General features: G+C 69.4%; 17 protein-coding genes. 9 read left to right on the top strand and 8 right to left on the bottom strand.

Going from position 1 to position 24649, the window contains the following annotated elements; all coding sequences use genetic code 11:
* Nucleotides 1-5 precede the first annotated feature (5 nt).
* Nucleotides 6-650 (bottom strand): response regulator transcription factor, encoded by a 645-nt coding sequence (locus P3T27_RS25020; protein ID WP_280682184.1) that lies wholly within the window; start codon nucleotides 648-650, stop codon nucleotides 6-8.
* Nucleotides 641-1966 carry a sensor domain-containing protein gene (locus P3T27_RS25015; RefSeq protein ID WP_280682183.1) on the bottom strand — a complete coding sequence of 442 codons (1326 nt, stop codon included), beginning with the start codon at nucleotides 1964-1966 and terminating at the stop codon, nucleotides 641-643. Before P3T27_RS25015 ends, P3T27_RS25020 begins: the two co-directional genes overlap by 10 nt.
* A 202-nt stretch (nucleotides 1967-2168) precedes the next feature.
* Here P3T27_RS25015 and P3T27_RS25010 point away from each other — a divergent pair, with 202 nt between their 5' ends.
* Nucleotides 2169-2486, top strand: coding sequence for a hypothetical protein (locus tag P3T27_RS25010; protein WP_280682181.1), 318 nt, complete (start codon nucleotides 2169-2171; stop codon nucleotides 2484-2486).
* Between the two features lie 117 nt (nucleotides 2487-2603).
* On the opposite strand, the gene P3T27_RS25005 is transcribed toward P3T27_RS25010, so the two are convergent.
* Entirely contained in the window at nucleotides 2604-3644 is a 1041-nt protein-coding gene (locus tag P3T27_RS25005; protein WP_280682467.1) for a serine hydrolase domain-containing protein, read from the bottom strand.
* A gap of 71 nt (nucleotides 3645-3715) precedes the next feature.
* Between P3T27_RS25005 and P3T27_RS41035 the strand changes: the two genes are divergently transcribed.
* The 5 genes from P3T27_RS41035 (at nucleotide 3716) to P3T27_RS24975 (ending at nucleotide 7609) form a co-directional block, all read left to right on the top strand.
* The gene (locus P3T27_RS41035) at nucleotides 3716-4120 is read left to right on the top strand and encodes an AMP-binding protein (protein WP_348534132.1); all 405 of its coding nucleotides are present in this window, start codon (nucleotides 3716-3718) and stop codon (nucleotides 4118-4120) included.
* 8 nt (nucleotides 4121-4128) lie between these two features.
* Nucleotides 4129-5079 carry a beta-ketoacyl-ACP synthase 3 gene (locus P3T27_RS24990; RefSeq protein WP_348534129.1) on the top strand — a complete coding sequence of 317 codons (951 nt, stop codon included), beginning with the start codon at nucleotides 4129-4131 and terminating at the stop codon, nucleotides 5077-5079.
* Between the two features lie 298 nt (nucleotides 5080-5377).
* Entirely contained in the window at nucleotides 5378-5551 is a 174-nt protein-coding gene (locus P3T27_RS24985; protein WP_280682179.1) for a hypothetical protein, read from the top strand.
* 121 nt (nucleotides 5552-5672) lie between these two features.
* Nucleotides 5673-6860: a glycosyltransferase gene (locus P3T27_RS24980; RefSeq protein ID WP_280682176.1), complete on the top strand. Its 1188-nt coding sequence runs from the start codon at nucleotides 5673-5675 to the stop codon at nucleotides 6858-6860.
* Nucleotides 6857-7609, top strand: coding sequence for a polysaccharide deacetylase family protein (locus P3T27_RS24975; RefSeq protein ID WP_280682174.1), 753 nt, complete (start codon nucleotides 6857-6859; stop codon nucleotides 7607-7609). The genes P3T27_RS24980 and P3T27_RS24975 overlap by 4 nt, the downstream gene beginning before the upstream one ends.
* Nucleotides 7610-7745: 136 nt before the next feature.
* Here P3T27_RS24975 and P3T27_RS24970 read toward each other — a convergent pair whose 3' ends face one another.
* Nucleotides 7746-7874 carry a hypothetical protein gene (locus tag P3T27_RS24970; RefSeq protein ID WP_280682172.1) on the bottom strand — a complete coding sequence of 43 codons (129 nt, stop codon included), beginning with the start codon at nucleotides 7872-7874 and terminating at the stop codon, nucleotides 7746-7748.
* Nucleotides 7875-8312: 438 nt separating this feature from the next.
* On the opposite strand from P3T27_RS24970, the gene P3T27_RS24965 reads away from it, so the two are divergent.
* Nucleotides 8313-8636, top strand: a complete 324-nt coding sequence (locus P3T27_RS24965) for a hypothetical protein (protein ID WP_280682170.1) — start codon at nucleotides 8313-8315, stop codon at nucleotides 8634-8636.
* 247 nt (nucleotides 8637-8883) lie between these two features.
* The gene (locus P3T27_RS24960) at nucleotides 8884-9192 is read left to right on the top strand and encodes a tyrosine-type recombinase/integrase (protein ID WP_280682168.1); all 309 of its coding nucleotides are present in this window, start codon (nucleotides 8884-8886) and stop codon (nucleotides 9190-9192) included.
* A gap of 850 nt (nucleotides 9193-10042) precedes the next feature.
* Here P3T27_RS24960 and P3T27_RS24955 read toward each other — a convergent pair.
* From P3T27_RS24955 to P3T27_RS24945, 3 genes are all read right to left on the bottom strand, one after another.
* Entirely contained in the window at nucleotides 10043-12568 is a 2526-nt protein-coding gene (locus tag P3T27_RS24955) for a hypothetical protein (protein WP_280682166.1), read from the bottom strand.
* A 925-nt stretch (nucleotides 12569-13493) separates the two neighbouring features.
* Nucleotides 13494-19667, bottom strand: a complete 6174-nt coding sequence (locus P3T27_RS24950) for a hypothetical protein (RefSeq protein WP_280682165.1) — start codon at nucleotides 19665-19667, stop codon at nucleotides 13494-13496.
* Nucleotides 19668-19781: 114 nt separating this feature from the next.
* Nucleotides 19782-22070 carry a hypothetical protein gene (locus P3T27_RS24945; RefSeq protein WP_280682164.1) on the bottom strand — a complete coding sequence of 763 codons (2289 nt, stop codon included), beginning with the start codon at nucleotides 22068-22070 and terminating at the stop codon, nucleotides 19782-19784.
* A gap of 611 nt (nucleotides 22071-22681) precedes the next feature.
* On the opposite strand from P3T27_RS24945, the gene P3T27_RS24940 reads away from it, so the two are divergent.
* Nucleotides 22682-23794, top strand: a complete 1113-nt coding sequence (locus P3T27_RS24940; RefSeq protein WP_280682162.1) for a site-specific integrase — start codon at nucleotides 22682-22684, stop codon at nucleotides 23792-23794.
* A gap of 12 nt (nucleotides 23795-23806) precedes the next feature.
* Here P3T27_RS24940 and P3T27_RS24935 read toward each other — a convergent pair whose 3' ends face one another.
* Nucleotides 23807-24541, bottom strand: coding sequence for a hypothetical protein (locus P3T27_RS24935; protein ID WP_280682160.1), 735 nt, complete (start codon nucleotides 24539-24541; stop codon nucleotides 23807-23809).
* Nucleotides 24542-24649 lie beyond the last annotated feature (108 nt).

The following is a 24649-nucleotide window of genomic DNA, read 5'->3' as shown; positions in this document are numbered from 1 at the left end:
TGATCTCAAGCTCCCAGGTAGCGCAAAACGGCGAGCACGCGGCGGTGGTCTCCCGCTTCCTGCTGCAGATCGAATTTCACGAAGATGCTGCGGATGTACTTCTCCACCGCCGCCGTGCCGATCACCAGATCGGCCGCGATCCCGGCGTTGGAACGGCCCCCCGCCATGGACGTGAGGACCTCCCGTTCGCGCGGCGTCAAGGTGGACAGCGGATCCCGCTGCCGGCTGCCGGCCAGCAACTGCTTGACCACCTCCGGGTCGAGGACCGTCTCGCCCGCGGCGACCCGGCGCAGCGCGTCCACGAACTCCTCGGCGTCCGATACCCGGTCCTTGAGCAGGTAACCGACCCCGTTGTCATTGGTGTTGACCAGGTCGATGGCGTAGCGCTCCTCGACGTAGTTGGAGAGCACCAGGACGCCGGTCTCCGGCCAGCGGGCGCGTACCGCCAGTGCGGCGCGCAGGCCCTCGTCCAGGAAGGTGGGCGGCATCCGGACGTCCGTCACACAGGCGTCCGGCCGGTGTTCGGCCACCGCGCGCAGGAGTTGCTCCCCGTCGCCGACCGCGGCGACCACCTCGATCCCCTGTTCGCTGAGCAGCAGTTCGATGCCCTGGCGCAGCAGCGCGGAGTCCTCGGCCAGCACTACCCGCATGGCAATTCCACCTCGATCACGGTCGGTCCACCCACCGGACTGCTGAGCCGGAACCGCCCGTCCACCCCGGACACCCGGTCCGCCAGACCAGTCAGACCCGTGCCGGCCGCGAGGTCGGCTCCGCCATGCCCGTCATCGCCGACCTTAACGTTTAACCGGGCGCCCTCCCGCCGGATCTCCACCCAGGCGCGGGTGGCATGAGCATGTTTGGCCACATTGGTGAGCGCCTCGGTCACCGTGAAGTAGGCGACCGCCTCGATGGTGGAGGAGGGGCGCGGCTCCACCAGGACGTCAAGGCGCACCGGCACCGGAGCCAGCGCGGCGACGGCGGAGAGCGACGCCTCCAGGCCGCGGTCGGTCAGCACCGGCGGGTGCAGGCCACGGGCCAGGTTGCGCAACTCGGTGATGGTGCTGAGGGTTTCCTGCCGGGCGTCCTCGACGAGCTTGTTGGTCTCGTGGTCTCCGGACTTCTTCAAGCGTGAGCTGGCCCGGCCCAGGGTGATCGACATCGCCACCAGCCGTTGCTGGGCACCGTCGTGCAGGTCCCGCTCGATCCGTTTGCGCTCCGCCTCGGCGGCGTCCACCACCCGGGCTCGGCTCTCCGTCAGATCGATGACCCGCTGCTCCAGTTCCATGCCGCGGGGCCGGGAGAGCAGTGCGACGGCCAGCGCGGTGTTCAGCGCCAGCAGGAGTTTGACGATCAGCGGGGAGAGGACCGCGCCGACCAGCAGCGCCACCGCCGCGACCAGCAGCGCCCGGGGCAGGGAATCCACCACGAACGGCCCGAGCTGGGCCTGCCCGCCGGGCAGGCCCCGGTAGTAGGCCGGAAGCAGCACCAGGGTCAGCGGCACGGCCCAGATCAGCGCCACCCCGACCACGGTCACCACCGCCACCGGCATCAGCAGTACGAAGTAGCCGATCAGCCGCCAGGTGCAGAGGTTGTGGACGAGCGACTGCAGCGACTTGGCCAACCGCCACGAACAGACCGGCGCCGGCAGCTCGTCGAGCTCCAGCCCGCAGGTCACGGCGAACCGGGCGCGCTCGACGGCGGCCAGCCGGAACAGCGCCCACCCCGCCGCCACCGTGAGCGGCAGACCCATCAGGCCGGCCGGCGCCAGGCAGACGGCGACGACCAGCACGACCAGCACGGCCAGTCCCGCCAGCGCCACCAGACCGTCAAGTGCCAGGTGGATCGACGCCCGCAACAGCACGGGGGAGGCCAGCGCGCGCAGCGGATTGCCCGGCACCACCTCGCGGGGTGGCCGAGCGTCCCTCCAGGCTTTGCCGGTGGCACGGCCGGCGATGTTCTCGGTCAACTGCTTCGGACCCGCTCTCGTGGGCAGTGCGGGCGGCGACCAGGTCACCGTCCGCGCCTCGATTCAACAAGGGGACGGTACCCAACCCGACCACCCGTCGACAGCGAGGAGAGCCCACCAGCGGGGGGTAGGGTTTACCCCCCGTCCGGCCGGTGGGTTCACGCTGCCGACCCGGCGCCGCTCGGTGCGACATCGTGGGGACATGACCGATCGACACTCGAACGCCGCCGGCCGCCCCTGCCCGGCCGGCAGGACCGACGACATCGAGCAGTTCCTCGTGCACTACGGGGACACCATCGACGACCGGGTCGCCGAGATCGTCGAAGAGGTCCTCGGCGAGCAGCTGAGGCGGTACCGGCGCGACGTGGTGCTGCCGGTCACCGTCGCGCTGCTGGCGGCCGCGGCCGTCTCGCTGGCGCTCATGTGGTGGAGCCCGTGGACAGTCCCCCCGGTGTGGGCCGCCACCTCCGTCATCTGCGTGTCGCTGTCACAGAGCGCCCGGACCCCGCGCCGCTCGTAACGGGCCGCGGGCGGCCGGGCTGCGGCCGCCCCTCCACGCGTATCCCTGACGCACGGCGGGGCCGCCGCGACCGAGTGCTCGGTCACGACCGCCCCGGACGGACGGCACCGGAGGCGGCTACGCGGTCCCACCCCGCTCCCGGCCCACGGCCTCCTCGATAGCCCGCTGCCACTCACCGGTCAGCCGGATCCGCCCGGACAGCTCGGTGGCGATCAGGTGCCTGATCAGCTCCCGGCCGGTCACCGCGTTGCTCAGCATCACCAGGCCGCGCCCGGAGTGCACCCGCATCCAGGTCATCGCCTGGTAGCCGTACGCCTGGCCGCCGTGGCCGAACTCCAGGTCGCCACCGGTGGTGTCGAGGATGGTGCTCCAGCCGTAGGCGCGGCCCGACTGCGGGGTGAGCATCTCCCGCACCAGCTCGGTCGCCACCAGCCCGCGCTCCCGGCCCAGGTAGCACCGCCGCAGCTCGGCGGCCAGGGCGGCCAGGTCGGCGGCCGTGGTCCAGAGGCCGCCGGCGGCCGGCTCCGGGTTGGCGTAGTAGCCGGCCGAGACCTGCCGACCGTCGGCGTCGTGGCCGTGCGCGAACGGCCGCCCCTCGGTGTCGGGCCAGCACGGGTCGAAGCTCGAACCGGTCATGCCCAGCGGCTCGAACACCAGCCGGCGGGTCAGCTCCGGGTAGGACTCGCCGGTCAGCTCGGTCATCGCCTGCTGGAGGACCGAGAAGTTTAGCGAGTTCTGCCGGAACTCGGTGCCCGGCTGCTGCGCCAGCTCCACCGCGGGCGTCCGGGCCGGAGACCGGCCGTGCAGCACGTCGAGCAGGCTCGGCACCACGTCGTGCCGGTGGTAGCCGTCGGACAGCTGCGGACGGTCGGCGAGGCCGCCCAGGTTCGACAGCAGCATCCGGGCCGTGGCGGGGTGGCCGGGCTCGGTGGGCATCCGCCACTCGGACAGGTAGCCGTTGACGTCCCGGTCCAGGTCGAGCAGCCCGTCGGAGGCCAGCCGCAGCGCCGCCACCGTGGTCACGTGCTTGCTGATCGAGCCGGCCAGGAAGGCTGTCTCCGGGGTGACCGGTTCGGGGCCCGCCGCGTCGACCGAGCCGAAGCCGCGCACCGCGACGGTCCGCCCGTCCTCGATCCAGGCGAGGCTGGCGCCCGGGATCCCGCCCCACAGGCACCTGGCGCCAACTCGTCGAACACGTCTACACCCAGGAAGCCGACGACCGCGACGCGATCGCCGCCCGGCCGGGGACCGACCCGGAGCCCGTCGGCACGCCCGACGACCTCATGTACGTCATCTGCACCTCCGGCTCCACCGGCAAGCCCAAAGGCGTCCTGCTCACCCACGCCAACGTCCGGCGGATGTTCTCGGCCGTCCGTGCGGAGATGGGCTTCACCAGCGGCGACCTGCTCGCGGGCGAGGTCCTCGCCGAGCCGCGCGGCGACGGATACACGCTGTCGGGCGAGAAGCGGCTGATCAACAATGCCACCCGGGGCGACCTCCTGTGCGTCCTGGCCCGGACCGCGCCGGAAGGCAGCGCGCGGCTTCAGCGTGCTGCTGGTCGACAAGCGCAGGCTCGACCCGGCGCAGTTCCGCACGCTCCCGGCGGCCCGGCTGCACGGGATCCACGGCGCTGACATCAGCGGTGTGGCGTTCTCCGGGGCGGAGGTGCCGTCGGCGGCACTGGTGGGCGCGGAGGGCGACGGCCTGGAGGTCGTGGTCAATCCGGTCCCGCTCCGGCATCGCCACGAGACGGTGGGCCGGCTCCGACGAATCCCTCGCCGACATGGCGGAGATCACGGCGGACAAGGCCCTCGCGTCCGCCGACATCAGGCCCGCAGCCCTCGACTGCGTCATCGTCGCAACCTTCACCCACCTGAAACAGACCCCCGCCGTCGCGACCGAGGTCGCCCACCGCATCGGCGCCACCGGGGCGGCCGCCTTCGACATCTCCGCACGGTGCGCGGGCTTCGTTCACGCCCTTTCCCTGGCCGCGGACATGGTCCGCGGCCGCGGCGGGCACGTCCTGGTGGTCGGGGCCGAGCGGATGACGGACCTGCTGGACCACGAGGACAGGTCCACCGCCTTCATCTTCGGGGACGGCGCAGGCGTGGTGATCCTCGGGCCCGCGACCATGTCCGGCGTCGGCCCGGTGGTCTGGGGCGCGGACGGCTCCCAGGCCGACGCAATCTCCCAAACCGTCCCCTGGGACGCACTCAGGGACGACCCCCACCTGCGGTGGCCCGCGCTCAGGCAGGACGGCCAGAAGGTCTTCCGCTGGGCGGTCTACAAGATGGCCGAGGTCGCCCAGCAGGCCCTGGACGCCGCAGGAGTCCGGGCCGCCGACCTCGAGGCCTTCGTCCCGCACCAGGCCAACCTGCGGATCATCGACGGGCTGGCGCGGGGCATCGGCCTGCCGGACCACGTCGTGGTCGCCAGAGACGTCGTCACCACCGGAAACACCTCGGGGGCGTCGATCCCCCTCGCCATGGAGGCGCTACTGAACGCCGGCTCGGTCCGCTCGGGCGGGCTGGCGCTCCTCCTGGGCTACGGCGCCGGCCTCTCGTACGCCGCCGCCGTCGTGGCGCTGCCGTAGGTGGGTTATCCCTACCGTCATTACGTGGGCTGGCCTCGTGGCAGCGTCGGCCAAGCGGCGAATAGCGTGAATCCAGAGGTTTCAGCGGTGGGCTCGGATATTCCAAGCCCTGGCGTCACCAAGGGAATTGGGGAGGCAAAACGCTCGTCCCGGCAGCAAGGAGTTCCGTCATCGCTACGTCAGTTGTCCTCCACCGTCGATACGTCGGCATCACCGTCGCGACGCCGCCTCCCGGAAAACCGACATCACCACCGAGAACGGCGCGGTCGACGCCACCTTCGCAGTTGCTCCCGCCGCCGTGAACGTGACTGCCAAGGACGGCGCGGTGGACCTCTCCGCACCCTCGGGCGCAGGCTACGACGTCACCACCCACACCACGGGTACGACACCGCAGGTCGATGTGCCCAGCGACCACAACGCCGCTCATTCCTTGACCGTCACCACCGCCAGCGGCGGCATCCACATCCACTGACGCCCCACCCGCCAGGACGACGTGCCCTGGGGAGACGTCCCCCTCGCCGGACGGCAATGCGCCCTGGCGCATTGCCGCGCCGCTTCACATTGACGCGCTCAGCCGCGCCGAAAGGACTCAGATGGCATCACCACCGAGGCGGATCGTCGTGATCTCGGCCGAGATCGGAGCCGGTCACGACGGGGCGGCCGACGAGCTGTCCCGCCGCCTGATGGATGCCGGCTACGAGGTCGATCGCCATGACTTCCTCAATCTGCTGCCACCGCGCCTCGGCCGAGTGCTCCGCAACGCCTATGCCTTCGAACTGCACGCCGCCCCATGGGCATGGGGGCGGATGTTGAGCGCCCTGGAACGGCACGGCCGCCTCGGACGTGCCGTCGGCGGGATGTTCGCGCGGCTGGCCGCCCGCCGCACCACCGCGGTGACCGGTCCGGGCACTGCGGCAGTGGTCTCCACCTACCCGTTGGCCAGCCAGGCGCTCGGAAGACTGCGCCGCACCGGGCGACTGACCGCCCCGGTGGCCACCTTCCTCACCGACATGTCCATCCATCCGCTCTGGGTCGCCGACGGAGTCGACCTCCACCTCGCCCTGCACCCCGTCGCGTCCTCCGAGGCCGGCCATCGCGGAGCGGCTGAAGTCGTTGTCTCCGGACCACTCGTGGCGCCCGCCTTCCGCCCGTCCTCGAGTGAGGAGGAGCGCCGCAGCGAGCGTGCCCGCCTCGGACTGCCGATAGGCCCTCAACTGACCCTGGTGGTAGCCGGTTCATGGGGCGTGGGAGAGGTGGAGAAGACGGCTCGGGAGATTGCCGCCACCCGCCTTGCCATACCCGTCATCGCCTGCGGTAGCAACTCCGCCCTGCGCGACCACCTGCTCGAGAACGGTGTCGGTGTGCCGCTCGGCTGGGTCAACGACATGCCCGCGTTGCTGCGCAGCACCGATGTCGTCATCCAGAACGCCGGTGGCCTCACATCCCTGGAGGCTATGGCCAGCGGTGTCCCCGTGGTGAGTTACCGATGCCTGCCCGGTCACGGAGTCAGCAACGCGGCCGCGCTCGACGAGGCCGGGCTCGCGGTGTGGATCCGCGACCAGACCGCGCTCGCCCCCACCTTGCGGGCCGTGCTCGAAGCTCCCGGCCGGTGGGCGACCGGCCCCCTAAAGGCGTTCTCCGCCTGGCCGACACCCGACCACGCCATCGCACGGCTCGTGAACCCGTGCCCCGTTCCCGGGCACCCCGGCCCTGGCCGGCCGGCTCAGCTCGTTCCGTCCGCACCGGAGCCGCCGGCACTCAGCCTGAACGCCGCCTCGTGAACCGCCCACCCACCACCGCCGGCCGTGCCCTGACCGTCTCCGCCACCGTGGTCGCCAGCGCCATCGCGGCACACAGCCTGCCCGCCCTCACTGCGGTGGGCCCGCTGCGCCCGTACCTCGCCCCCCGCCTCAGCGGCCTGGGCCAGCCAGGTCATGTGGCCCTCACCTTCGACGACGGCCCGGATCCCCGCTCCACACCACTCTTCCTGGCAGAGCTGGAGCGCGCAGGCGTCCAGGCGACGTTCTTCCTACTCGGCCGGATGCTCCTCCGGGCCCCATCGCTCGGTCGCGACCTCGTCGAGGCCGGCCACGAGGTCGCCGTCCACGGCTACTGGCATCGTCCGATGCTGCTCCGCTCCCCGCACTGCGCCTGGGACGACGTCCGCCGCGCCCGAGACCTCGTCGCCGACCTGACCGGGACCGCACCACGCTGGTACCGCCCGCCGTACGGTGTGTTCAGTCTCTCCGCACTCTCAGCCGCCCGACGGTTGGGGCTGTCTCCCGTCCTCTGGAGCCACTGGGGTCGCGACTGGACTGCCAGTGCCACCCCCGAAACCGTGCTACGGACCGTCACCCGATCCCCAATGGATGGCGGTACCGTCCTCTTGCACGACTCCGACGTCACCTCCGCTCCCGGCTCCTGGCGGGCCGCCCTCGGCGCGCTGCCCCGGCTCCTGGAGCACTGCGCCCGAGAAGGACTGGTGGTCGGCCCGCTGCGCGACCACCTTCCAGCCAGAGCCCGCCCGTAGAGGCCAAAACGAACCGACCGGGGCGCCGCCTCTTCAGGCGGCGCCCCGATCAGCCGGTTCCAGGCGGAGGGTCAGCAGGAGTCCCTGTCCATGTACGCCGGGATGGCGAGGTCCGCGGGCGGATAGACATACAGCCTCACGCCAGGTCTTCCACCCACTCCCCCACGCCACCCACCCGCATGCCGCGGTCGATGACGTCGATCCCGGCCGCCTTCGCCGCCGTCGGTCCCTCGTCGGCGTTCTCGAACGCCAGGAAGTCGGTCACCGGTCGGCCGAGGCGGCCAGCGGGTAGACCTCAGGATCTGGCTTGAACCCGTGTCGTCCTCCCGAACGACCACGACATCGACGAGCTGCGCGAGGCCGCTGGCCGTGAGCCAGGCGCGGATCACCTGGCCGTCGTTGGCGCTCGCGCCGGCGACCGGGTCCTGGCGATCCAGGCGGCACAGGGCGTTGCGGGCGGCCGGCATCGGCGGGGCCCGGTACAAGTTCGCGATCCAATATGCGCGGGCCTGCGGACAGAAAATCGTGTTCGGGCATCACGTCTGCGGGAATGCCGAACCGTTCGTGCAGCCGGGACACGGAGACGAACGGCTCGGCGAGCGGTCGTGCCGGGGGCTCCAGTGTCTTGCGGTTCGCGCAGGCCACCCGGTCGACGGGATCGGGCACTTCGGAGGAGTAACTGCCGAGGTCCCTGTGGTGGAACGTGTCCGAGACGATGACGCTCTCTGCCCCCCGTGCCAGCGCACATCGTGTTCTCGAAGACCTCGTTGGAGAAGTGGGTGTAGACGCCGCGGACGATGACCAGGTCGTACGGCTGACGCGGGTCGGGGAGGAGGCCGGCGTCGTGGCCGTCACACAGATACAGGTTCACCCGGTCCAGCAGCTCGTGGTCCGCCAGGACTTCGGCGCGGTAGTCGAGTTGGCGCTCGCTGATGTTGATGGCATCGATCCGCGGGCACTCGGAGAACGGCGCGCCCGCACCCCCCGGCCTGGTGTCGCCGCACACCGCCACGAGGAGTCCACCTGACCCGCCGTTCGGCGACACCGCGTGGGCGATCTGAAGGCGGGAGGAATTCGGCGGCCACGCCGGGCCGCTGGCCCCCGTGACCTTCGCTACAAGATCCCCAGTTGGTTATGAACGGGGACCTGAATCTGGCGTCCGCACGGTCCGCGGCGCAAGCACCACGGCAGCCGGAGAGGGGGCCAGCGAACCCAAGCGGCAGCTGCCCCCGCACCCGGCGCGCCCAGGTGCGTCGCCTCTTTAGGCCGACCGGATGCAGTTCCCGGCGGCCGGTGATCGCGCGGGCGTATCGTCCGCGGGCAACCTTCGCCACCTCGCGGCCACGATCTCCATCACCGCCGGCGTCCCCCTCACTGTCGTTTCCAAGACCCTCCGGCACGCCACCCTGTCCACCACCGCCAACATCTACGGCCACCTCACTACCCAGGCCGCCCGCGACGCCGTCGACACCATCGACCACGCCCTCACCACCGCCGACCAGCCCGTTCCCGCCCCCGCCCGGCTCCCCCACCCGGCTCCCCCACCCGAGAACACCGGGAACTCACACACCCCGAAGCCCTAGGCAAACCGCCACGGCCAAGAACCAGATACATAAGGCGAGTTGACGCTCACACTCGGAGGTCGAAACGATCCGTCTCAGATCACCGATATCACAATGCACTCACAAGGCTCCGAAAACGCGTCAAGGCCGCTCCCGCCATCAGGCGGAAACGGCCTACGACCTGCAGTTTTGCAAGTCGGGACGACAGGATTTGAACCTGCGGCCCCTTGACCCCCAGTCAGGAAGGGCCCCTCTATTCCTGCCTGAAATGTGCCCACGCACACGTCGTGCGTGTGCACATGAGCACGTTTCGCGCACCTCGCGCCGCAGCGCGCATGACGTGTGGTCCCCAGCTGGTCCCCAGGTCAGGGGATTGACGGAGGGTCCGAGTGGCGTTCATGTCTCCAGAGTACCGTCGGCACAAGCGAGGATCTAGCGATTCCCGAGGATCTCCCAGTAACTCATCAAACAGAGGCCGTGAACTGCTGGGCGAAATCAACCCGATCCAGGCCAAATGCCAGCCAGAGAACGGCCACGCAAATCCCAGCCGCACCCGTTCCATGCGGGCTCGTGGAATTTCTCGGCACTCGCCGTAGCGCGTTCCGAGTACCGGTTCGAGGCTCGGCCCCATCGCACCGCGCCTGCTCCGGGTTGTACGAGCCCAACAACCCACGGCCGACCGGCAGACACCTTCTCCCGGCCCGCGACCAATCCTCCGAGCAGCGATCCGTGCGGGCCGAGGCCATGCGATCGAGCTGCCCTACCTACCAGGCGCACACTGTTCTTGCGGGCCTTGCCCGATCGGGCCGCTTCAGGAGGCGCTCTCTCCGAAGCGGCCCGATCAGGTTGTCGGATCAACCGAGCACCGCGGCTACATCTTCAGGATCAGCGTCTCGGCGTTCTCCAGTTCCGCAGCGCTGGCCTGCGCTGCGTCGCGGAGCGCCGTCAGCTTCTCCATCCACTGGATCCGCTGGTCGGCCGGGAGCGGGTCTTCGCCCAGTTTGGTCCGCAGGTCGATCCCTTCGTTGAACCTGGTCATGAGTTCCTGAGCGGCAGCGGTGGCGATCCGATAGCTGCCTTCGACCAGCTCGATTCGCGCGGGCATCTCCCGGCGCAGGGCGGCAAGCCGGTCGCGGGGATCCTGCGGCGCTTGCCCGTTCGCGACGGCCAACATGGTGCTGGTGCTGCTGTCGGCGGCCGTGGTGTCCTCGGCCGTGCTGGCCGAGCCGCTTCCCGAGTTCGTGCTCTGGGCAAGGTCCGGCGGGAACGTGTCGTCGAACCACGCCTTATCCACGATGATCCCGGTGGGCACGCCGTCGAGGTCCGGGACGAAGATCATGCCAGGAACGATCGGACTCCGCTGGTCCTCACTCACCTCGCGCTCGCCGTAGCAGACCGGCTTGCCGCCGTCGGGGGTCTTCGGCGCCAGGACGGAGTCGGGGTGCTCAAGGACGGATCGCGCGAAGGCCAGTAGAAGGGCTCGGCTGATGTTCTGCGCCCCCGCCGTGTAGGCCATGGTGAGCGCCGCGACGGCGTTGGCCGGACTGCGGCGCACACCCTTGCGCCCGGCACCAGCCTCGCTGCCCTGGCCAGGCGTGATGAGGGGCTGGGGCGCGTGGATCAATGCGGGCGCCATGCGCCGCACCAGCGCGGACCACGCTGCCGGTTCACCGGCCTCGGCCCGCAGGAGCAGTTCCTTGAGCGATCGGGGGTCCTGGTTGGCACCCTCCTTGGCGTCCGTCACCGTGAACAGGCCGAGCGCCGAGAGGATGTTGGCCCGGTGGAGGAAGAGCTGGGCGACGGCCGCCGACCACAGCCGCGTACGGGTCTCGGCGTTTGGGGCCCTGGTCTGGCTCCACGCCGGTTCCTGCATACTCGCCCGGACGATCGGCCAGAACGCCCCGGTATCGCGCACCTGCCGTTTCCCGTTGCCGGGCCCGGCCGGAGGGATCTCCGGGAAGACCAGCGCGGTGACGGCCCGGACGGCGATGTCCCGGAGAGCGGGCGGCGAGACCTTCTCGTCCGCGGGCAGCAGGGCGGCCAGGGGGTCGAGGGAACCGTTCGCCGTCAGGGCGTTGCGCACCCCGTCCGAGTCGAGGAGGTCCACGCCCTGGGCCGTGGGGAACGTCTCGTCGAGCAGATCGACGAGCTTGCCGTCCTTGACGTAGGCGTCGACGAGGGTCGCGAACAGGGCGACCAGTCGGGCTTCCTCGTCGTAGGGCTGGATCCCGCGGAGGTGATCGTTGACGTTCAAGCCCCGCAACACGTGCTCCAGCGCGGCTGGCTTGCTGCAGCCGACGACGATCTCCATCGGCACCGTGGCGATCTTCGCGGCGCGCCGGGCCGTGTGCTCCTGCTCCGTCTCTTCGTCGGCGTCGGCCTCGTTGAGGCGCTGCGAGAGCCGGTTGAGGACCTCTCGCTGATTCAGCAGGCGCACACCAGGTTCGTGTTTGTCCGAGGGCAGAGACACAAGGGTCCGCGGCATGCCGGTGACGATGTGCTCGGGGCGCAGTCCGAAGACATCGAGGCGCGCCAGGGCGCGGTTGTTGGCGGTCACCGCGACCAGTCGCCACAGGTCTGACAGGGTTCCGTCCGCGTTCCTGATGGTCCACTGCTGCAGGACGCTCATGCCGCGCGAGAGCTGGCCGGCGGCGACCAGGGACTCGGCGAGGTCGTATCCGCGGGTCTTGCCGAAGCGCTTCAACTGGTCGGCGGCGTAGCGCTGGACGTGGACGGCCTGCTCGTAGGTCTGCTCGGCGAGGGAGAGCGCCGCCATCGGCTCGCCGTCCTCCTCGGCCGCCCGCACCACGGGGCGCGGGAGGCGGTTGCCAAGGGAGGTGAGCAAGGCGGCCCGGCTGTGCTCGGCTTCTCGCGCCTGCCGGGCGGCGTCCGCCAATTTGCTCTCCGCGGCGGCGAGGGCGGTGGCGTAGTGGGCGTCGTCGCTCGGAGCGCGGCGGCAGGCATCGCGCTCCTTCTCCGCGGCCTTCCTGACCTTCTCGGCGGCGTCGAGCGAGGTCTCGGCGGCGATCAGCTCGGCGACGCGCCGGGTGGCTTCGGGGCTGGGCGGGGACCAGATGCCGACGGTGCGGTCGTTGAGGTCCCAGGGAGCCACGGCCGCGCCGTGGACATCACAGATGAGCAGGAGGACGCGGTCGTTGCCCGACTGCACCACTCGCGAAGCCGTGGGGTTGAGGATCCTCCTGCTCCGCGAGGTGCTGATGAGCTTCTTGGTCTCGGTCTCACCGAGGGCCGTGGCAAGGCCCTCCGTGATCGCGGCGCGGGGCGGGGGCACCAGCCCCTGGTCTTCGCAGGTGTTCTCGACGGCGTCCGCCAGTTGCCCGGCCCACGCTGGGGTGCCGATGTACGGGTAGATGCCGGTGGGGCGCTTGCCGGCCATGAGGTCTGTCCTTCTCCCGGCCGAGCCGGGCAGCAAGGCACGCCTCCGTCTCTCGGGGCGCGACACGCGCCCGAGGACTCAGCCTCGCGCCAGCGGGAGGTTGGCTCCAGAAACCGGAAGGCATCCTGTGCGACCCGCTACGTACGATTCAACGGCCGCCGCCTGCAGAGGGATCACACCTGACAACACCCGCAGGTCGGGTGTCCGGGATCTCGCGTCTGGTCTCCTGCTCCGCCGACGGCGGCACGAGGCAAGCGGCGGTGGTGAACCACCGACGTGTGGCACAGACTGTGCCAGCGCCCAGGGCAGGGCAGCGAGCATCGACCGGACCATCCACTCGATCGAGTGAACTTCATCTCAAGGCGCTTACCCTGCAGTCAAGTTACCGACCAGAAGGCCGTTGAAACGGGGACGTGACACGGTCCGGTGTTCCGCCGAGGATCACGTCAGTCGGCAGCAGCCGGGCGCTGGACTCTGAGCAGAGCCGAGCAACAGGAGCTCCCCGCTGCTCGGCGGCCGCGCCCGGCTGCAGCGGGCCGACGAGGACGAGGACGGCACCGACCCCGGGCAGTACTACCTGGTGCAGATGCCGAAAAACGAGGCCGCCCACCGAGGGGCGGTCGCGATGCCGGACGCGTTCGACGCCCAGCACCCCGAGATCAAGCGCGCGTTGGAGGCGGACCAGGCTGCCGCGGCGCGCGTTTCCTGGAGTACAACCGACGCAGATCCCCTCTGATGGGCGACCTGGCCTGGCCGCGCCGGGCTGAATCCGTCGCCACCGCCTGCCAGTAAGGCTGCAGCGCAAGCAGCGGCAACGCCACTGAACCGCGCCCACGCCGCACGGCGAGAAGCCCAGGGGCGCGCCCCCCTCGGCGATTTCGCGGCCTGCCAAGAAGACGGTAGAAGCGCGCACCCCGCCTCGGTGTCAGCCCTGGAGCTCCATGCACATCCGGAGCAGCGGCTCCAGGCGCAACTGGCTTCCCTCGTGGTCGAACACCTGAAGGGCATCGAGGCACGTAACGATCCAGCGGGCCTCGTCTTCGTCCTCAATCCGGACTGCCACGGCGGTCACCGCGCTCTCCAGGTCAAACGGGTCCTCCATGAACTCCTCAGTAAGAGACCGGTAGCCGGTCACGAGCATTGGGTCCGCGTACACGCCGGTCGCCTCGGCAAAGGCGCGAGCTTCGGCCCGGTCCTCGCGCAGATCGGCCAGTCTGTGCAGCACCGCGTCCGGATCGCCCAGTTCGCGGTGGAGACGGTGGGCCCGGTCAACCAGGATCGGCCAGCCTCCGGTCAGCTCGTGGAGACGGTCCAGGCGGTCCTCCGTATGGAACTTCTCGACCCGCTGGGCCCAGCCGCGCAGGCTACGGCGGTCATGCCGGCGCAGCACCACAGGAGCAGCCGAGGTGGGTTCGGTGGCCGTCAGCAAGGGACGCCACAGGCCCAGCTGGGAGGGGTCTGTGACCACGACCACCGCGCGGGTCACCCCCGGGGTCACAGGCAACAGCGTATCGGCCAGGTCCACAGCTTGCCGGGGGGCCTCGGGCCGGGCGTCCGGGTACCGAGCGAAGTCACTGATGACTACACGTCGTTCACGCGGACGCCCACCCGTGAGTTCCTGCTTGTAGACACTGGGCCTGCCGACAGGCGGCAGCGTCCAGTCGGCGATACGTCCGGCAACCGTACGAAGGGTGTCGCCGACGTCGCCGACACCGGTCGCGATGGTGCCGAGGACGACCCTCGTCTGGTTGGCTCGCTCACCGAGGAGGTCGTCAAGCTGGGTAATGGTGAGCGGGGCTGGCCGGCCGTCGGGCAACTCGGGACGCCCCTCCTGCACGATGCTCTCCTGGAGTTCGCAGTCCTGTTCGGCCCTGAGCAGACGGGCGTCCACCTCGTGAGAGGTGCCGATCATGCGAAGGGCGTTCGGGCCCCTCAGATGCCAGCCCTGGCCATCGTGGTTGGGAGCGAGGATACCGAGGCCCACCATCTCGGAGAGATACGCGCGGAACCCCTCGGTGTCGAGCTGTTCGAAACCCTTGCGCCAGAATGTCTCGCACTCTTCGCGCAGTTCGGCGTCGCTCAGCCGCACTTCCAGACCGCGGTGGCGCGCGTGATAGGCCAGCACGTTGGCGATCACGTCGTAGCGGTGGTCGAGACTCAGGGTGTCCTTGAACGCCGCCGAGATTCCGTCCCTGAGGCCGGTGTCCGACTCCACGACCTCGATGTCGGCAATCTCTACCGCGTACGGGGGCCCCTCGACTCCACGCCTCGTCCGCTTACGGTGCATCACCTCAACCAGCCGGTGGCCGAACATCTGGAGCAGGAAGGGCTGGTAAGAGCAGTAGCCGAGTACCCGGTTGACGAGATCTATGTCCTGGAACTCGAAGCCGAGCGCCCGCATGGGGTCGACCAACAGTTCGGCAGCGGACTGGGGTGCGAGCGGGCCAATCACCTTCGGGGTCTGCGCAAGGTGACCGAATGGCCCGTTGCTGGCGAGCTTGGAGAACCGCTGCACGGAGTGCAAGCCTGCGAAGACGACCTTGGCGCGGTCCTTGGTGTCGGACCCAAGGCCCTTGAGCTTCTTGGTCTGATCGAAGCGGGGAGCGTCGGCCTCGAAGAACTGGTCGCACTCGTCGAGCAGCACCAGCAGTCGCCGACGGGAGTCCCCGTCGAGCCAGGCGCAGATGCCCGCGCGCACCCGTTCGGAGATGTCCTTCCCCGATTTACGGCTCGGCTGTCCATCCAGCACCTCGGCCGCCCTAAGCTTCTGGTCAAGGACGCTCCACAGGGCCTCGGGCCCCAGCGAGCTGCCCTTGCCGATGTTCTCCTGGTCGAGGTTCACGTACACCGCCAGCTGGTAGCCGGGGCGCTGCTCCTCAAACCGCTCCCCGGCGTCACTGAGCAGGGCGGACTTACCGAGTCCCCGGCCGCCGAAGATGACCTGTGTGCCGCTCCGGTCGAGAACGCTCTTGCGCTCGACGTCACGCCCGTAAAACATCTCCCGACCGATCCGACCGCGCTTCTCCCTGATGTAGGGGTTGACGCCCGAGAACGGCAGCAGGGTCTGCGTGGCCGTGCTGACCTGCCGGTTCCCCCGTGCCGCGAGATAGGCCAGTGCGGCGTCATCCACGACCAGCATCGGCTGCAACCGGGCGGATTGGACAGCAAGTTCGACACGGGCTTCACGGCCCAGCGTGCCGAAATAGAGGACGAGGAGGCTCGCACCGCTGGTGTCGCTCTCAGCCAGGCTCATCACGTACTTGGCGGACGGACGGCCCCAGACCATCAGCACACGCAGGTTGCCGCCCTGCTCCCGAATCTCCGAGCCGAACGCGGGCGCCTTCGCCCTGCCGTTGATCTCCACTTCCGTCGCTTCGAAGAGACGGTACTCGCGTCGCCGATGGGACTTCTCGTCCAGCGGCTTGGCGCTCTTGGCTTCGTAGCCGACGAGTTTGAGGGCCGGGAGCAGCTGTCGCCGGGCGGACACTTCAAGCCGATCCTTCGGCTCGGTGGCACCCAGCTCCCGCCATTCCTCAACGGCGTCCGCCGCCAGGGCCGCCTCGTCGGTCGAGAGCGCGCTGTAGTCCAGGATAGGGATGTCCGGGTGCGTTCCGCCGGACCGGACGAGGTCGACGAGGGCGTGGTCAATGCCCTTGGGCAGCCCGTCGGGCACGGCCGGGAAGAACTCGGTCAGGTGGGACTCGCCCCCGTCGATCTCCGGGACGTCCTCGCTAATCTCCAGGAAGTAGACCAGATCCGCAGCCGTGGCCAGGCCACCGGTGTCCAGGTGCCGCAGGACCTGTGAGCGCAACTCCTCTGTGGGGTCCAGGACGTCGAGCCGGGCTCGGATCCGGTCGGCCGCCTGCTGACGGAAGGCGGGCAAGTCGTCCCGCACGGTGTCGAGCGCCCGTCGTACGTGGGCCAGGCCGTACGCATCGATGTCGTCAAGCCGACCCCTGGCGTCGGCAAGGAGTTCTTGGAGACGCAGGTCTTGGTCGTCGGTAATGGCGCTGTCGGCCTGCGCTCGATGCAGTTCCGCAACGAGGTCGTCGTGTTCTCCGTACAATTCCGCGCGCCGGGTAACTGCCCGGGCCTCGATCTCGGCCACCGTGGGCGGGGTGAACTCCCCGGTCTGTGCGCCGGGCAGCAACCCTCGTCCCGCCAGGTCGACGAGGGTACGAGCTGCGGCAAAGGCATCGTGGGCGAGCCGCTCAACGAGAGCGTCCTGCCAGCTCCGGTCGACCGCGGTGAGCAGCTCGTCGAGCGACGGACGTTCGTCACGGCGGTCGCACACCTTCAGCAGTTCCGCGTCCAGCACGAGTTCGGGATCCACGGGACTTCCGGGGCGCATGGTCACGGTGTCACCTGCCAGCAGGGCGAACAGGTCCTCCATCGAAGCGAGTGCCGCCCAGGCAGTAGCGGCCTTGACGGCGCCGTAACTACGAGCCAGCTGCTCCAGTTCGCCCAGTACCGCCTCCCGGCCGTTCAGCAGGGAACGGCGCAGGGATGAGATCTCCTTGACCGCCCGGTTGCTGTCGGAGCGATCACCACGACGGATGGTGTCGACCGCCAGACACCACTCCTTGGCCAGGCCGACGGTTCGTTCCACGAGATGCACCAAGTCTTGCCGCCCGAAGCCCTGGAGCGGCTTACCACTGGACGCGCGGTGTTTGCGGTCCATACGGTCGATCTCGTTGTTGACCTCGGGCAGCTTCGACAGGCGCTCGGCCTGCTCGCGTACCTGGGCCGCCCCATCACGGTGGTCGCCAACCACGGTCGTGAGCATCGATCCGAGGAGGCCGTCGCCGGACAGCCAGTGCTTGGCGATCTCCGTCGCCCGCACGAACCGAAGCCTCGGTGGCACGAGCAGAACACGACACTGCTCCAGCAACTCTCGCAACCGCACCTCCGCCCCGGAGACGTCAGCGCTGACTACCAGCGGCGAGGCCATCATCAGGGCACCGCTGAGGGTACGGTCGGCAACCGCGGTCGCCGCCTCCGCCAACCGTTCCGACATCCGGGGCGCCAAGGCCTTCAACTGGGCACCCGCCAGATGGTCGCCGGTGATCAGCGCCGTACGTAGCAAGGCGGGCAGCAGAAGGAACTCGCTGCCTTCCGTGTCGCGGCCGGCGTATCCGCTGTACTGCTGGAGCAGGTCCGCAGTCAGCCGGGCTCCCTGGCTGTCACCTGGCGTCAGCAGTCCGGCGGCACCGGCCAGGCGGAGCGCAACCACCTGCGGCTCGGCGTGACCGGCTGCGTTTGCGACGTGGTGGGCGAGTCCGAAGCGTCGCTCCACGACCAGCCTCGTTAGGGCCTTCTCCGCCATGACCGCACCAAGGTTCTCCTCGATGGTGACCTGGGCGAGTTCCTTCGGGACCGACTCTGCGGACTGAGCTTCTTCGTCGTGCGACGCGGTCGACACAAATACGGGCACAGGGGCGAGCGCTGCCTGGAAGTCCGCCTTCGGGTCCGTAGCCGCTGCCATCGTCCCGTCGGTGGGCGCCATGGCCTGGACGTCGTCAATGCCGAGCGGGCCGGCCACCGGTGTCGGGGCGGGGGCTTCCGGCTCAGGTACGGCGTGAGGCTGAGATCCCTCGGGGGCGCGGCCACCAGGCCCGGCCGTCAGGCCCTCGTCCGTCCGCTCGACGACCGGCTCCCCATGCTCTGCGGTCATGTCGGCGGCGGCAGGCTCGTCGACTCCTCCGACATCACCTTCGGCGGTATTCACGTTCGCCTGGATCTCAACCGTGGCCCCAGTCTCGGCCGACTCTGCGAAGGCCTCCTCCGGCTGCGCCAGCGCCAGCTCCGGGGCCATGACCACCGCCATGGCACACGCGGGCAGTACCTGCACCATCTGATCCTGCAGGGCCAGGGTCTCCGTCGCTCCGTATTCCTGTCGCCCCTCCCGGATCAGCCGTACGAGGTCGGCGAGCACGGCGCTTTCCTGCCGTTGGGTCTGCTCCCACACCACTGCGTCCAGCAGAGAGCGGGTCGCTCCTCGCACGGCCTCGGCGGCGGAGGCGGCGGGACTGTCCGGCCGACATGCGACGTCCAGCAGTTCCCGCAGCGTCTCCCGTACCTGGCGGTCATGGTCATGTACCGTCCGGTACTCGCGTGCAGCCTGCGTCATGTCCTCCAGTCGGCGGGGCACCCCGTTCATCCCGGCCCCGCGGAACACCGCGTCGGCGGTGTCGAAGACGGCGCCCAGCGCGCCCAGTGCAGCCAGGTCCCCGTCATGCGGAGGGCGGCCGTCTGCCACCGTACCGGTCACGTTCTCCGCGGCTTGCCGAGCCAGCGCGAGAGCCGACTCCAACTGTCGGCAGGCTTCCTCCGGATCCGTCCTCCGGTTGGCACTAGCGTCTTCGGACGCGGCCATCGGCACGTCGCGTGGGACGCTGGAGTCCGACACGGCGTCCTCGGAAGCCGCGGCCTTCCCGCCCGACCCGCTCATGACGGCAGGCGCTTCGCCCTTTCCGTCACCCGCGGACACCCGCTCGCGGCCTTCCCGTATGCCCTTGAAATACGGGTACGCCGCCACAACAGAGCGGGCCTCGTCGGCCACGGAGGCTAGGCGTAGAGACTCCTCCTCGTCGGCCATCTCTGTGAACCAGTCCTGGTTGGCCGCCCAGGCGAGAACGTAGGCGTCGGCGACGGAGGCGTTGCACCAAGCAAACACTGTGGCCCGGAGCAACGTGCCGCCCCATCGGGAAACGGGGTCGGAGACGGTCTTGTCGTCCTGGGCGAAGGCGACCTCGACGATCTGGTCCAACACGGTGGGCGTGAGGTCCCTGATACCGCAGGTGCATGTGTGCTGCCGGACATCGCGCCGCAGCCGGGAGAGAACGTCCTGACACAGGGCCCTGCCCACCCGCCGTGGGGCCGCCATGCGGATGCCCAAGCTGCCGAGCAGCTTCTGCCGTTCTCTGGGCGCCAGTGAGTTGAAGGCGAGTTCAACCATGTCGACCGTGAACTCGCTCACGATGGCGTCGACCGGGTGTTTCAAAGCGTTGAGCGCACCGGCCAGGCCTTCGAGGTCCTCGGCCGATGCGGTCGGCGGGGACAACGGCGGCCCCGTGATGACGCGGTAACGGTCGTGCATGTACGCCTACTCCGTTTCTGCGGCTGCTTCTACGCGATCGGTTCGCTCGACGCCGAGGAGCCAGGGAAAATGGGACAAGACGGCGGGAAGAGATCGGAAGCCTGGGTTCACGGATCAGCGGCCGCGTGTGTGCTCGGTTACGAACGTGTAGCCGTAGGGCAGTTCCCAGCCGTCCGCCTTGCCAAGCCTGCGGCAGTGTTCGCGGAAGGCAGCTCGCTGCGCTTCGCTGGGGAAGCAACCCGGCCGGAGGCGCCGCAGGTGACCTGCAACGAGCTGGGAAGCGGGCAGCCCCGACCCATCCAGTTTCGTACCGCCCCAGGGGCGTATCACCCGTCGTGGTACAGGCCGGTAGCCGATGAGCGGGATGGTCAGCTGCCCGTCGCGCGCCGGGTAGTGCGGTTGGCCCCAGACATCCCGGCTGCCGAGGGCCGATTCCAGAAGTCGTTCCGCGATCAGCTCCGCGACCGCCGACTCCAGAGCGGCTGTCTGGGAGCGCGCCGGTCGACGCCCGTAGGTCGCGCTCGGCAGAACCGAACGGTCCAATAGGGCATGGCCGTCCAGGGTGAGCAGCCCGCAGCGGCGCACGGTGCGCATCACCAATTGCCGGGGGCCGAGTCCTGCCGCGCTGTCACCATGACGATCGCTACCGGGAGCATCCTCTCTGGTGAGCACGCGGGGGTCGTAGCAGTGCCCGATCACCCGGTCGCTGACGTACAACGGCTCCGGGAGCGGGGTCGTGGCCACGCGGATCACTGTTTCACCGCGGAGCCAGCGCAACTCAAGCATCAGACCGGGGAAGAAGTCGCGGGGCCAGTGGATTCCCGTCAAACGATCGGATTCGTCGCCGAGTTCGGCCATGACGTCCTGAGCCGCCTCGCGTTCGACCAGTATCCGGCCGGCGTGACCAAGTTCGAGGTGTGACGTGAGACGTGGGCCGTGGGACCAGCGGAGTTCGCGTGCGACATGCGGGTGCAGGGGGAACCAGCCGTCAACGAGATGGGCCAGCCGCAAGGGCGACCGCCAGGTGATCTCCTTCGCGTCGTTCCGCAGAAGTTCACTAGGGCCAAGGAAGGCATCGTCGGCGAGGGGCAGATCGACCGGATCGACGTCCGCTTCCGCATCCCTCCCTGTTTCCGGATCCGGCGGCGCAGGAAGTGTCGATGTCCAACCACGTCCTGCTGGGGCCAAGGGGTCGCAGGGCGCTCCGGTGCCACCAGGATAATGAGACCGCCAGACGCCCCCGCTCTCGAAGGCGTCGTCGAGCGTGATCAGAGAGCCGTTCTCGAACAGACCCTGGTTACTGTCCCCTCGGACAACGTCGGCGATTGCCAGGTTCGCCCGGCAGACCGCCGCGGCGTACCCCACTCCCCTGAGCAGTTCCGTCGCACCGGGGAACTGGCGAAGCCGCGGTCCGACCGCCGTGTACACAGTAACCGGGGCGAGACCGCCATGGCGCCGTTGTCTCGACGGGGTGGCTGCATGTCCCACCGCACCTGCGAAGGACCTGAGGTCGCCGCCGCCCAGCGGGCCTGTATCGCCCCAGCACTCCGCGAGAGAGGCACGGGTGACGGCGTAGTGGCCCCATGTGCGCAGCGCGGCACAGGAGCCGAGGACGCCCCGTACCGTGTCGAGCAGACCGAGCAGACCCGTTCGCAGTTCGCCATCACTTGTGCCGCCCATGAGTTCGGCCAGGGACACGGGAACGAAGGGACTCAGCAGCTGATCCCGTGCCGTGGTCAGGAGATGGTCCGCATAGGCTGTCAGGTCGTCGCACCGGGCCGCTTCCGGGCACGGGTAGGAGACGTCGACGACGACGTGCCCATCCTCGTTGATCCAGCGCCGACGTGTGCGTAAGCGGTGGAGTTGGGCCGGTGAAAGGCTCAGGGCCGGGCCAAAAGCATGGAGGTCCGGGACCAGAAGTTCTCTTCGCCGGAGAGCCGCGCCGGTGGCCGGCCTGCCTGGGCCTGCGGCACCAACAGGAGCCCCGGACACCCAAGCTGGTACATCCCCAAGGGTCCCCACTTCCGGGTGTGCGCCCTCGCGGTAGACGATCTCTGCGTAGAGCGGGTCCGATCCCGTGGCCACGCACACCATGGCGCCGACCGGTAGCGGGGGAGCGCACCCTCCGAGGGTAATCACAGGGAAGTCGTCGAGGCGGAGCGGGCTTCCACCGTAACCGTCACCCCCGAGGTTGTACCCGAAGTACACGGCGTTGAAGGCGACGGCGGTGTGCACTGGTGCCCGGCGGGCGGCAACCGCTGCTTCGAGATAGCTCAGCAGCAGGTGCCGTTCCCTGCTGGGCGTCGCGTCATAGCCTTTCGTCATGGCGGGGGTCAGCAGAGCCTGTTCTCCATACGGATCGGGCACCCCCGTTCGCCCGTTATCGCCGACCATTGCTGACATATACGGGTCCCCGCCCATGGCACCTCCGCCGCACTACAGGCCACCCCGGCCCGCCTGCGGTAACTCCCGCAGACTACGCCGGGGCGTGGGGTCCCTGTGGCGGTTTCCTCATTTTGTGATCGTGAATAGCCACATACACCCAACTTGCACGGATCGTCACGCCTGTCATGCTCCATCCACCAAGGAGCAGAGTGGGCTTGATTCGCTTTGACGGACCCCCTGATCAGGGGGTCCGTCGGCCACGCCGGGCTGCCGGCCCCCATCATGAGATCCCCGGACCGGGCCGTGTCGCCGACGCGTTCCGCGCGAGCGCCCAGAGCTGGGACAAACCTGATGCCGGGTCGGATTGGGGTGAGCGCGCCCTCGCGCGCTGTGGGTGCGCTTCGACCCCCTTTGCTCGGTGCGACTTCGTGGCTGCTGGGTGGGCAGTCATGTGGAGGAAGTTGCGTGTGTGAAGGGAGAGTTCGATGGCGGGTAGTGGGGCCGAGTTCGAGCGTGGGCGGGTCTACCGGCGCTGTGGATGTCGGGCTGCGGATCGACGTCCGGTCGGGGCGCGCTGCCCGCGGCTGGCGGCGGATGAGCTGCACGGGAGCTGGGCGTACGCGGTGGACATGCCGACGAACGGCGAGGGACGCAGCACCCGGCGGCGCAGCGGCTACGGGTCACGGGCGGATGCCGTGTACGCGCTGCAGTCCGTACTGAACGCGGAGGCGACGGGTGTGTTCGAGGACCGCAAGCTCACGGTTGGTGCGTTCCTGCTGGAGTGGGTGGCGTTGAAGGAATGGACACTCAAGCCGTCCACCGCGGCCTCCTACGCCAAGTGCGTCCGCCAGGAGCTTCTTCCGGTGTTCGGCCGAATGCGGTTGAAGGACCTGCGCTCCCGGCACGTCGCCGCCTGGCAGACCGACCTGCGGGATCAAGGCCGCGGCGCACCGACGGTCTACCGGCTCGGGGCAACGCTGCGCAGCGCCCTGAATCATGCCGTCCACAAGGAGCGTCTGATCGGCTACAACGCGGCCGAGGGTGCCATCGGCGCGCGACCGGCGGCGGCCGAGCGCCTGTGCTGGACCGCGGTGCAGGCGGCGGCGTTCCTGCGTCACAACGAGCTGTACTACCGCGACCAGGTCGCCGACGTGTTCGAGGTGATGCTGGGAACCGGGATGCGACGCGGGGAGGTGCTGGGGCTGCACTGGGAGGACGTCCACTTCATGGAGCGCAAGATCTTCGTCCGCTGGACCCTGGCCACCATCGACAACAACGAACTACACCTGTGCGCGCCGAAGACCAAGGCGAGCAAGAACTGGGCCAGCGTCAATCCACGGGTCCTGGCGGCGCTGCAGCGCCAGGCCGACTACCAGCAGTCTCTGCTGCCTCCGGGAGCGCCGTTGCGTGGACTCGTCTTCGCGAGCGCCGACGGAGCTCCGTTGCGTCCGCAGTACGTCCTGGACCAGTTGCGGCACCGCCAGGCCGAGGCCGGGCTGCCGCAGATCACGATTCACGACCTGCGGCACACGGTGGCGACCATCATGATCACCTCCGGGGTGTCCATCGCCATCGTGTCGAAGGCGCTGCGGCATTCGACCATCGCGACGACCATTAACATCTACGGGCACCTGCTCAAGCACGCGGCCGACGACGCGGTCAACGCACTCGCCCAGGCGTACGAACTGGCTGCGACGGACCTTGAGAACTGGCCCGCTTTCCAGCCCCGCCACGTTGCTTGACCCGCCCGGGTGTCAGCCGCCCAGGAGCAGATCGGCCACCGCCCGGGGAGCGGCGAGCGAGACCTCGCCGGCTGGCCAGTCGACACCGCTCTGGTAAACCGCGATCACTCCGGCTTGCCAGGGGGTGAGCGGATCGTGCTCTCGGCCGGTGAACGGCTCTGCTTCAAGAAGTGGGATCGCCATTCGAATCAGGCGGACGGGCCCGGCATGCTCCTTCGCAGCATGCCGACGTCCCTGGTCGATTGAGGCCGTGATGAGGCGCTGGACGCTGTCCAGCGCCTCATCACGGCCTTTGCGCCGCCGGCCGAACGCCTCGTAGACCACGGCGGACGCCGCCCGTACGCAGTTCGCCACCTGTGCCTCGCCTTCGGCGCAGGCGCTCTGCCAGCGCGTCCACGCCTCCAGCAGCAGCCACTCCCCGTCGACCCCCCAACTCCCCGCACACTCCGACAGCCCTTCCTGCAGCCCGACCGGCACGGGCAGGGCCGCCACGCAGGCAGCCGTCAGCAGTTCGCGAGGGTCAACACAGCGGGCAACCGTTCCGCGAGCCTGCTCGACCGCGCCGGTCAGCGCGGACAGCCTGGGCCCTGCCCAGGGCTCCAGCCAGGGGAAAGCGGCAGCGGCCGCAATGCCCTCAAGCGCGCGAGTCTGCGCGCGCCGCCACACCCGCGCCGCCTGGGCGGGCTCAGCGCCCGCCCGCCCTGATGTCGTCACCGGACCCGTTGGCGCGTCGGCGCCCGCCACCACGGCGGGAGTTCTCAGAGGACGTTAAGTCCGTTTCTGGTAGATGCCTCGTCCGGGTTGGGTGAGGAAGCCCTGGCGGGTGAGGCGTCCAAGGCGGGAGCGGGTGACATT

The sequence above is a fragment of the Kitasatospora sp. MAA19 genome (assembly GCF_029894125.1).
GTDB lineage: Bacteria > Actinomycetota > Actinomycetes > Streptomycetales > Streptomycetaceae > Kitasatospora.
This window is presented reverse-complemented; position numbering and strand designations above follow the sequence as displayed.

Coding starts and splice junctions, on each gene's coding strand:
- P3T27_RS24940 (WP_280682162.1), top strand. CDS start 22,682: ATGCCGACGAACGGCGAGGGACGCAGCACCCGGCGGCGCAGCGGCTAC.
- P3T27_RS25020 (WP_280682184.1), bottom strand. CDS start 650: ATGCGGGTAGTGCTGGCCGAGGACTCCGCGCTGCTGCGCCAGGGCATC.
- P3T27_RS25010 (WP_280682181.1), top strand. CDS start 2,169: ATGACCGATCGACACTCGAACGCCGCCGGCCGCCCCTGCCCGGCCGGC.
- P3T27_RS24950 (WP_280682165.1), bottom strand. CDS start 19,667: ATGCACGACCGTTACCGCGTCATCACGGGGCCGCCGTTGTCCCCGCCG.
- P3T27_RS24960 (WP_280682168.1), top strand. CDS start 8,884: ATGCAGTTCCCGGCGGCCGGTGATCGCGCGGGCGTATCGTCCGCGGGC.
- P3T27_RS24980 (WP_280682176.1), top strand. CDS start 5,673: ATGGCATCACCACCGAGGCGGATCGTCGTGATCTCGGCCGAGATCGGA.
- P3T27_RS24955 (WP_280682166.1), bottom strand. CDS start 12,568: ATGGCCGGCAAGCGCCCCACCGGCATCTACCCGTACATCGGCACCCCA.
- P3T27_RS24945 (WP_280682164.1), bottom strand. CDS start 22,070: ATGTCAGCAATGGTCGGCGATAACGGGCGAACGGGGGTGCCCGATCCG.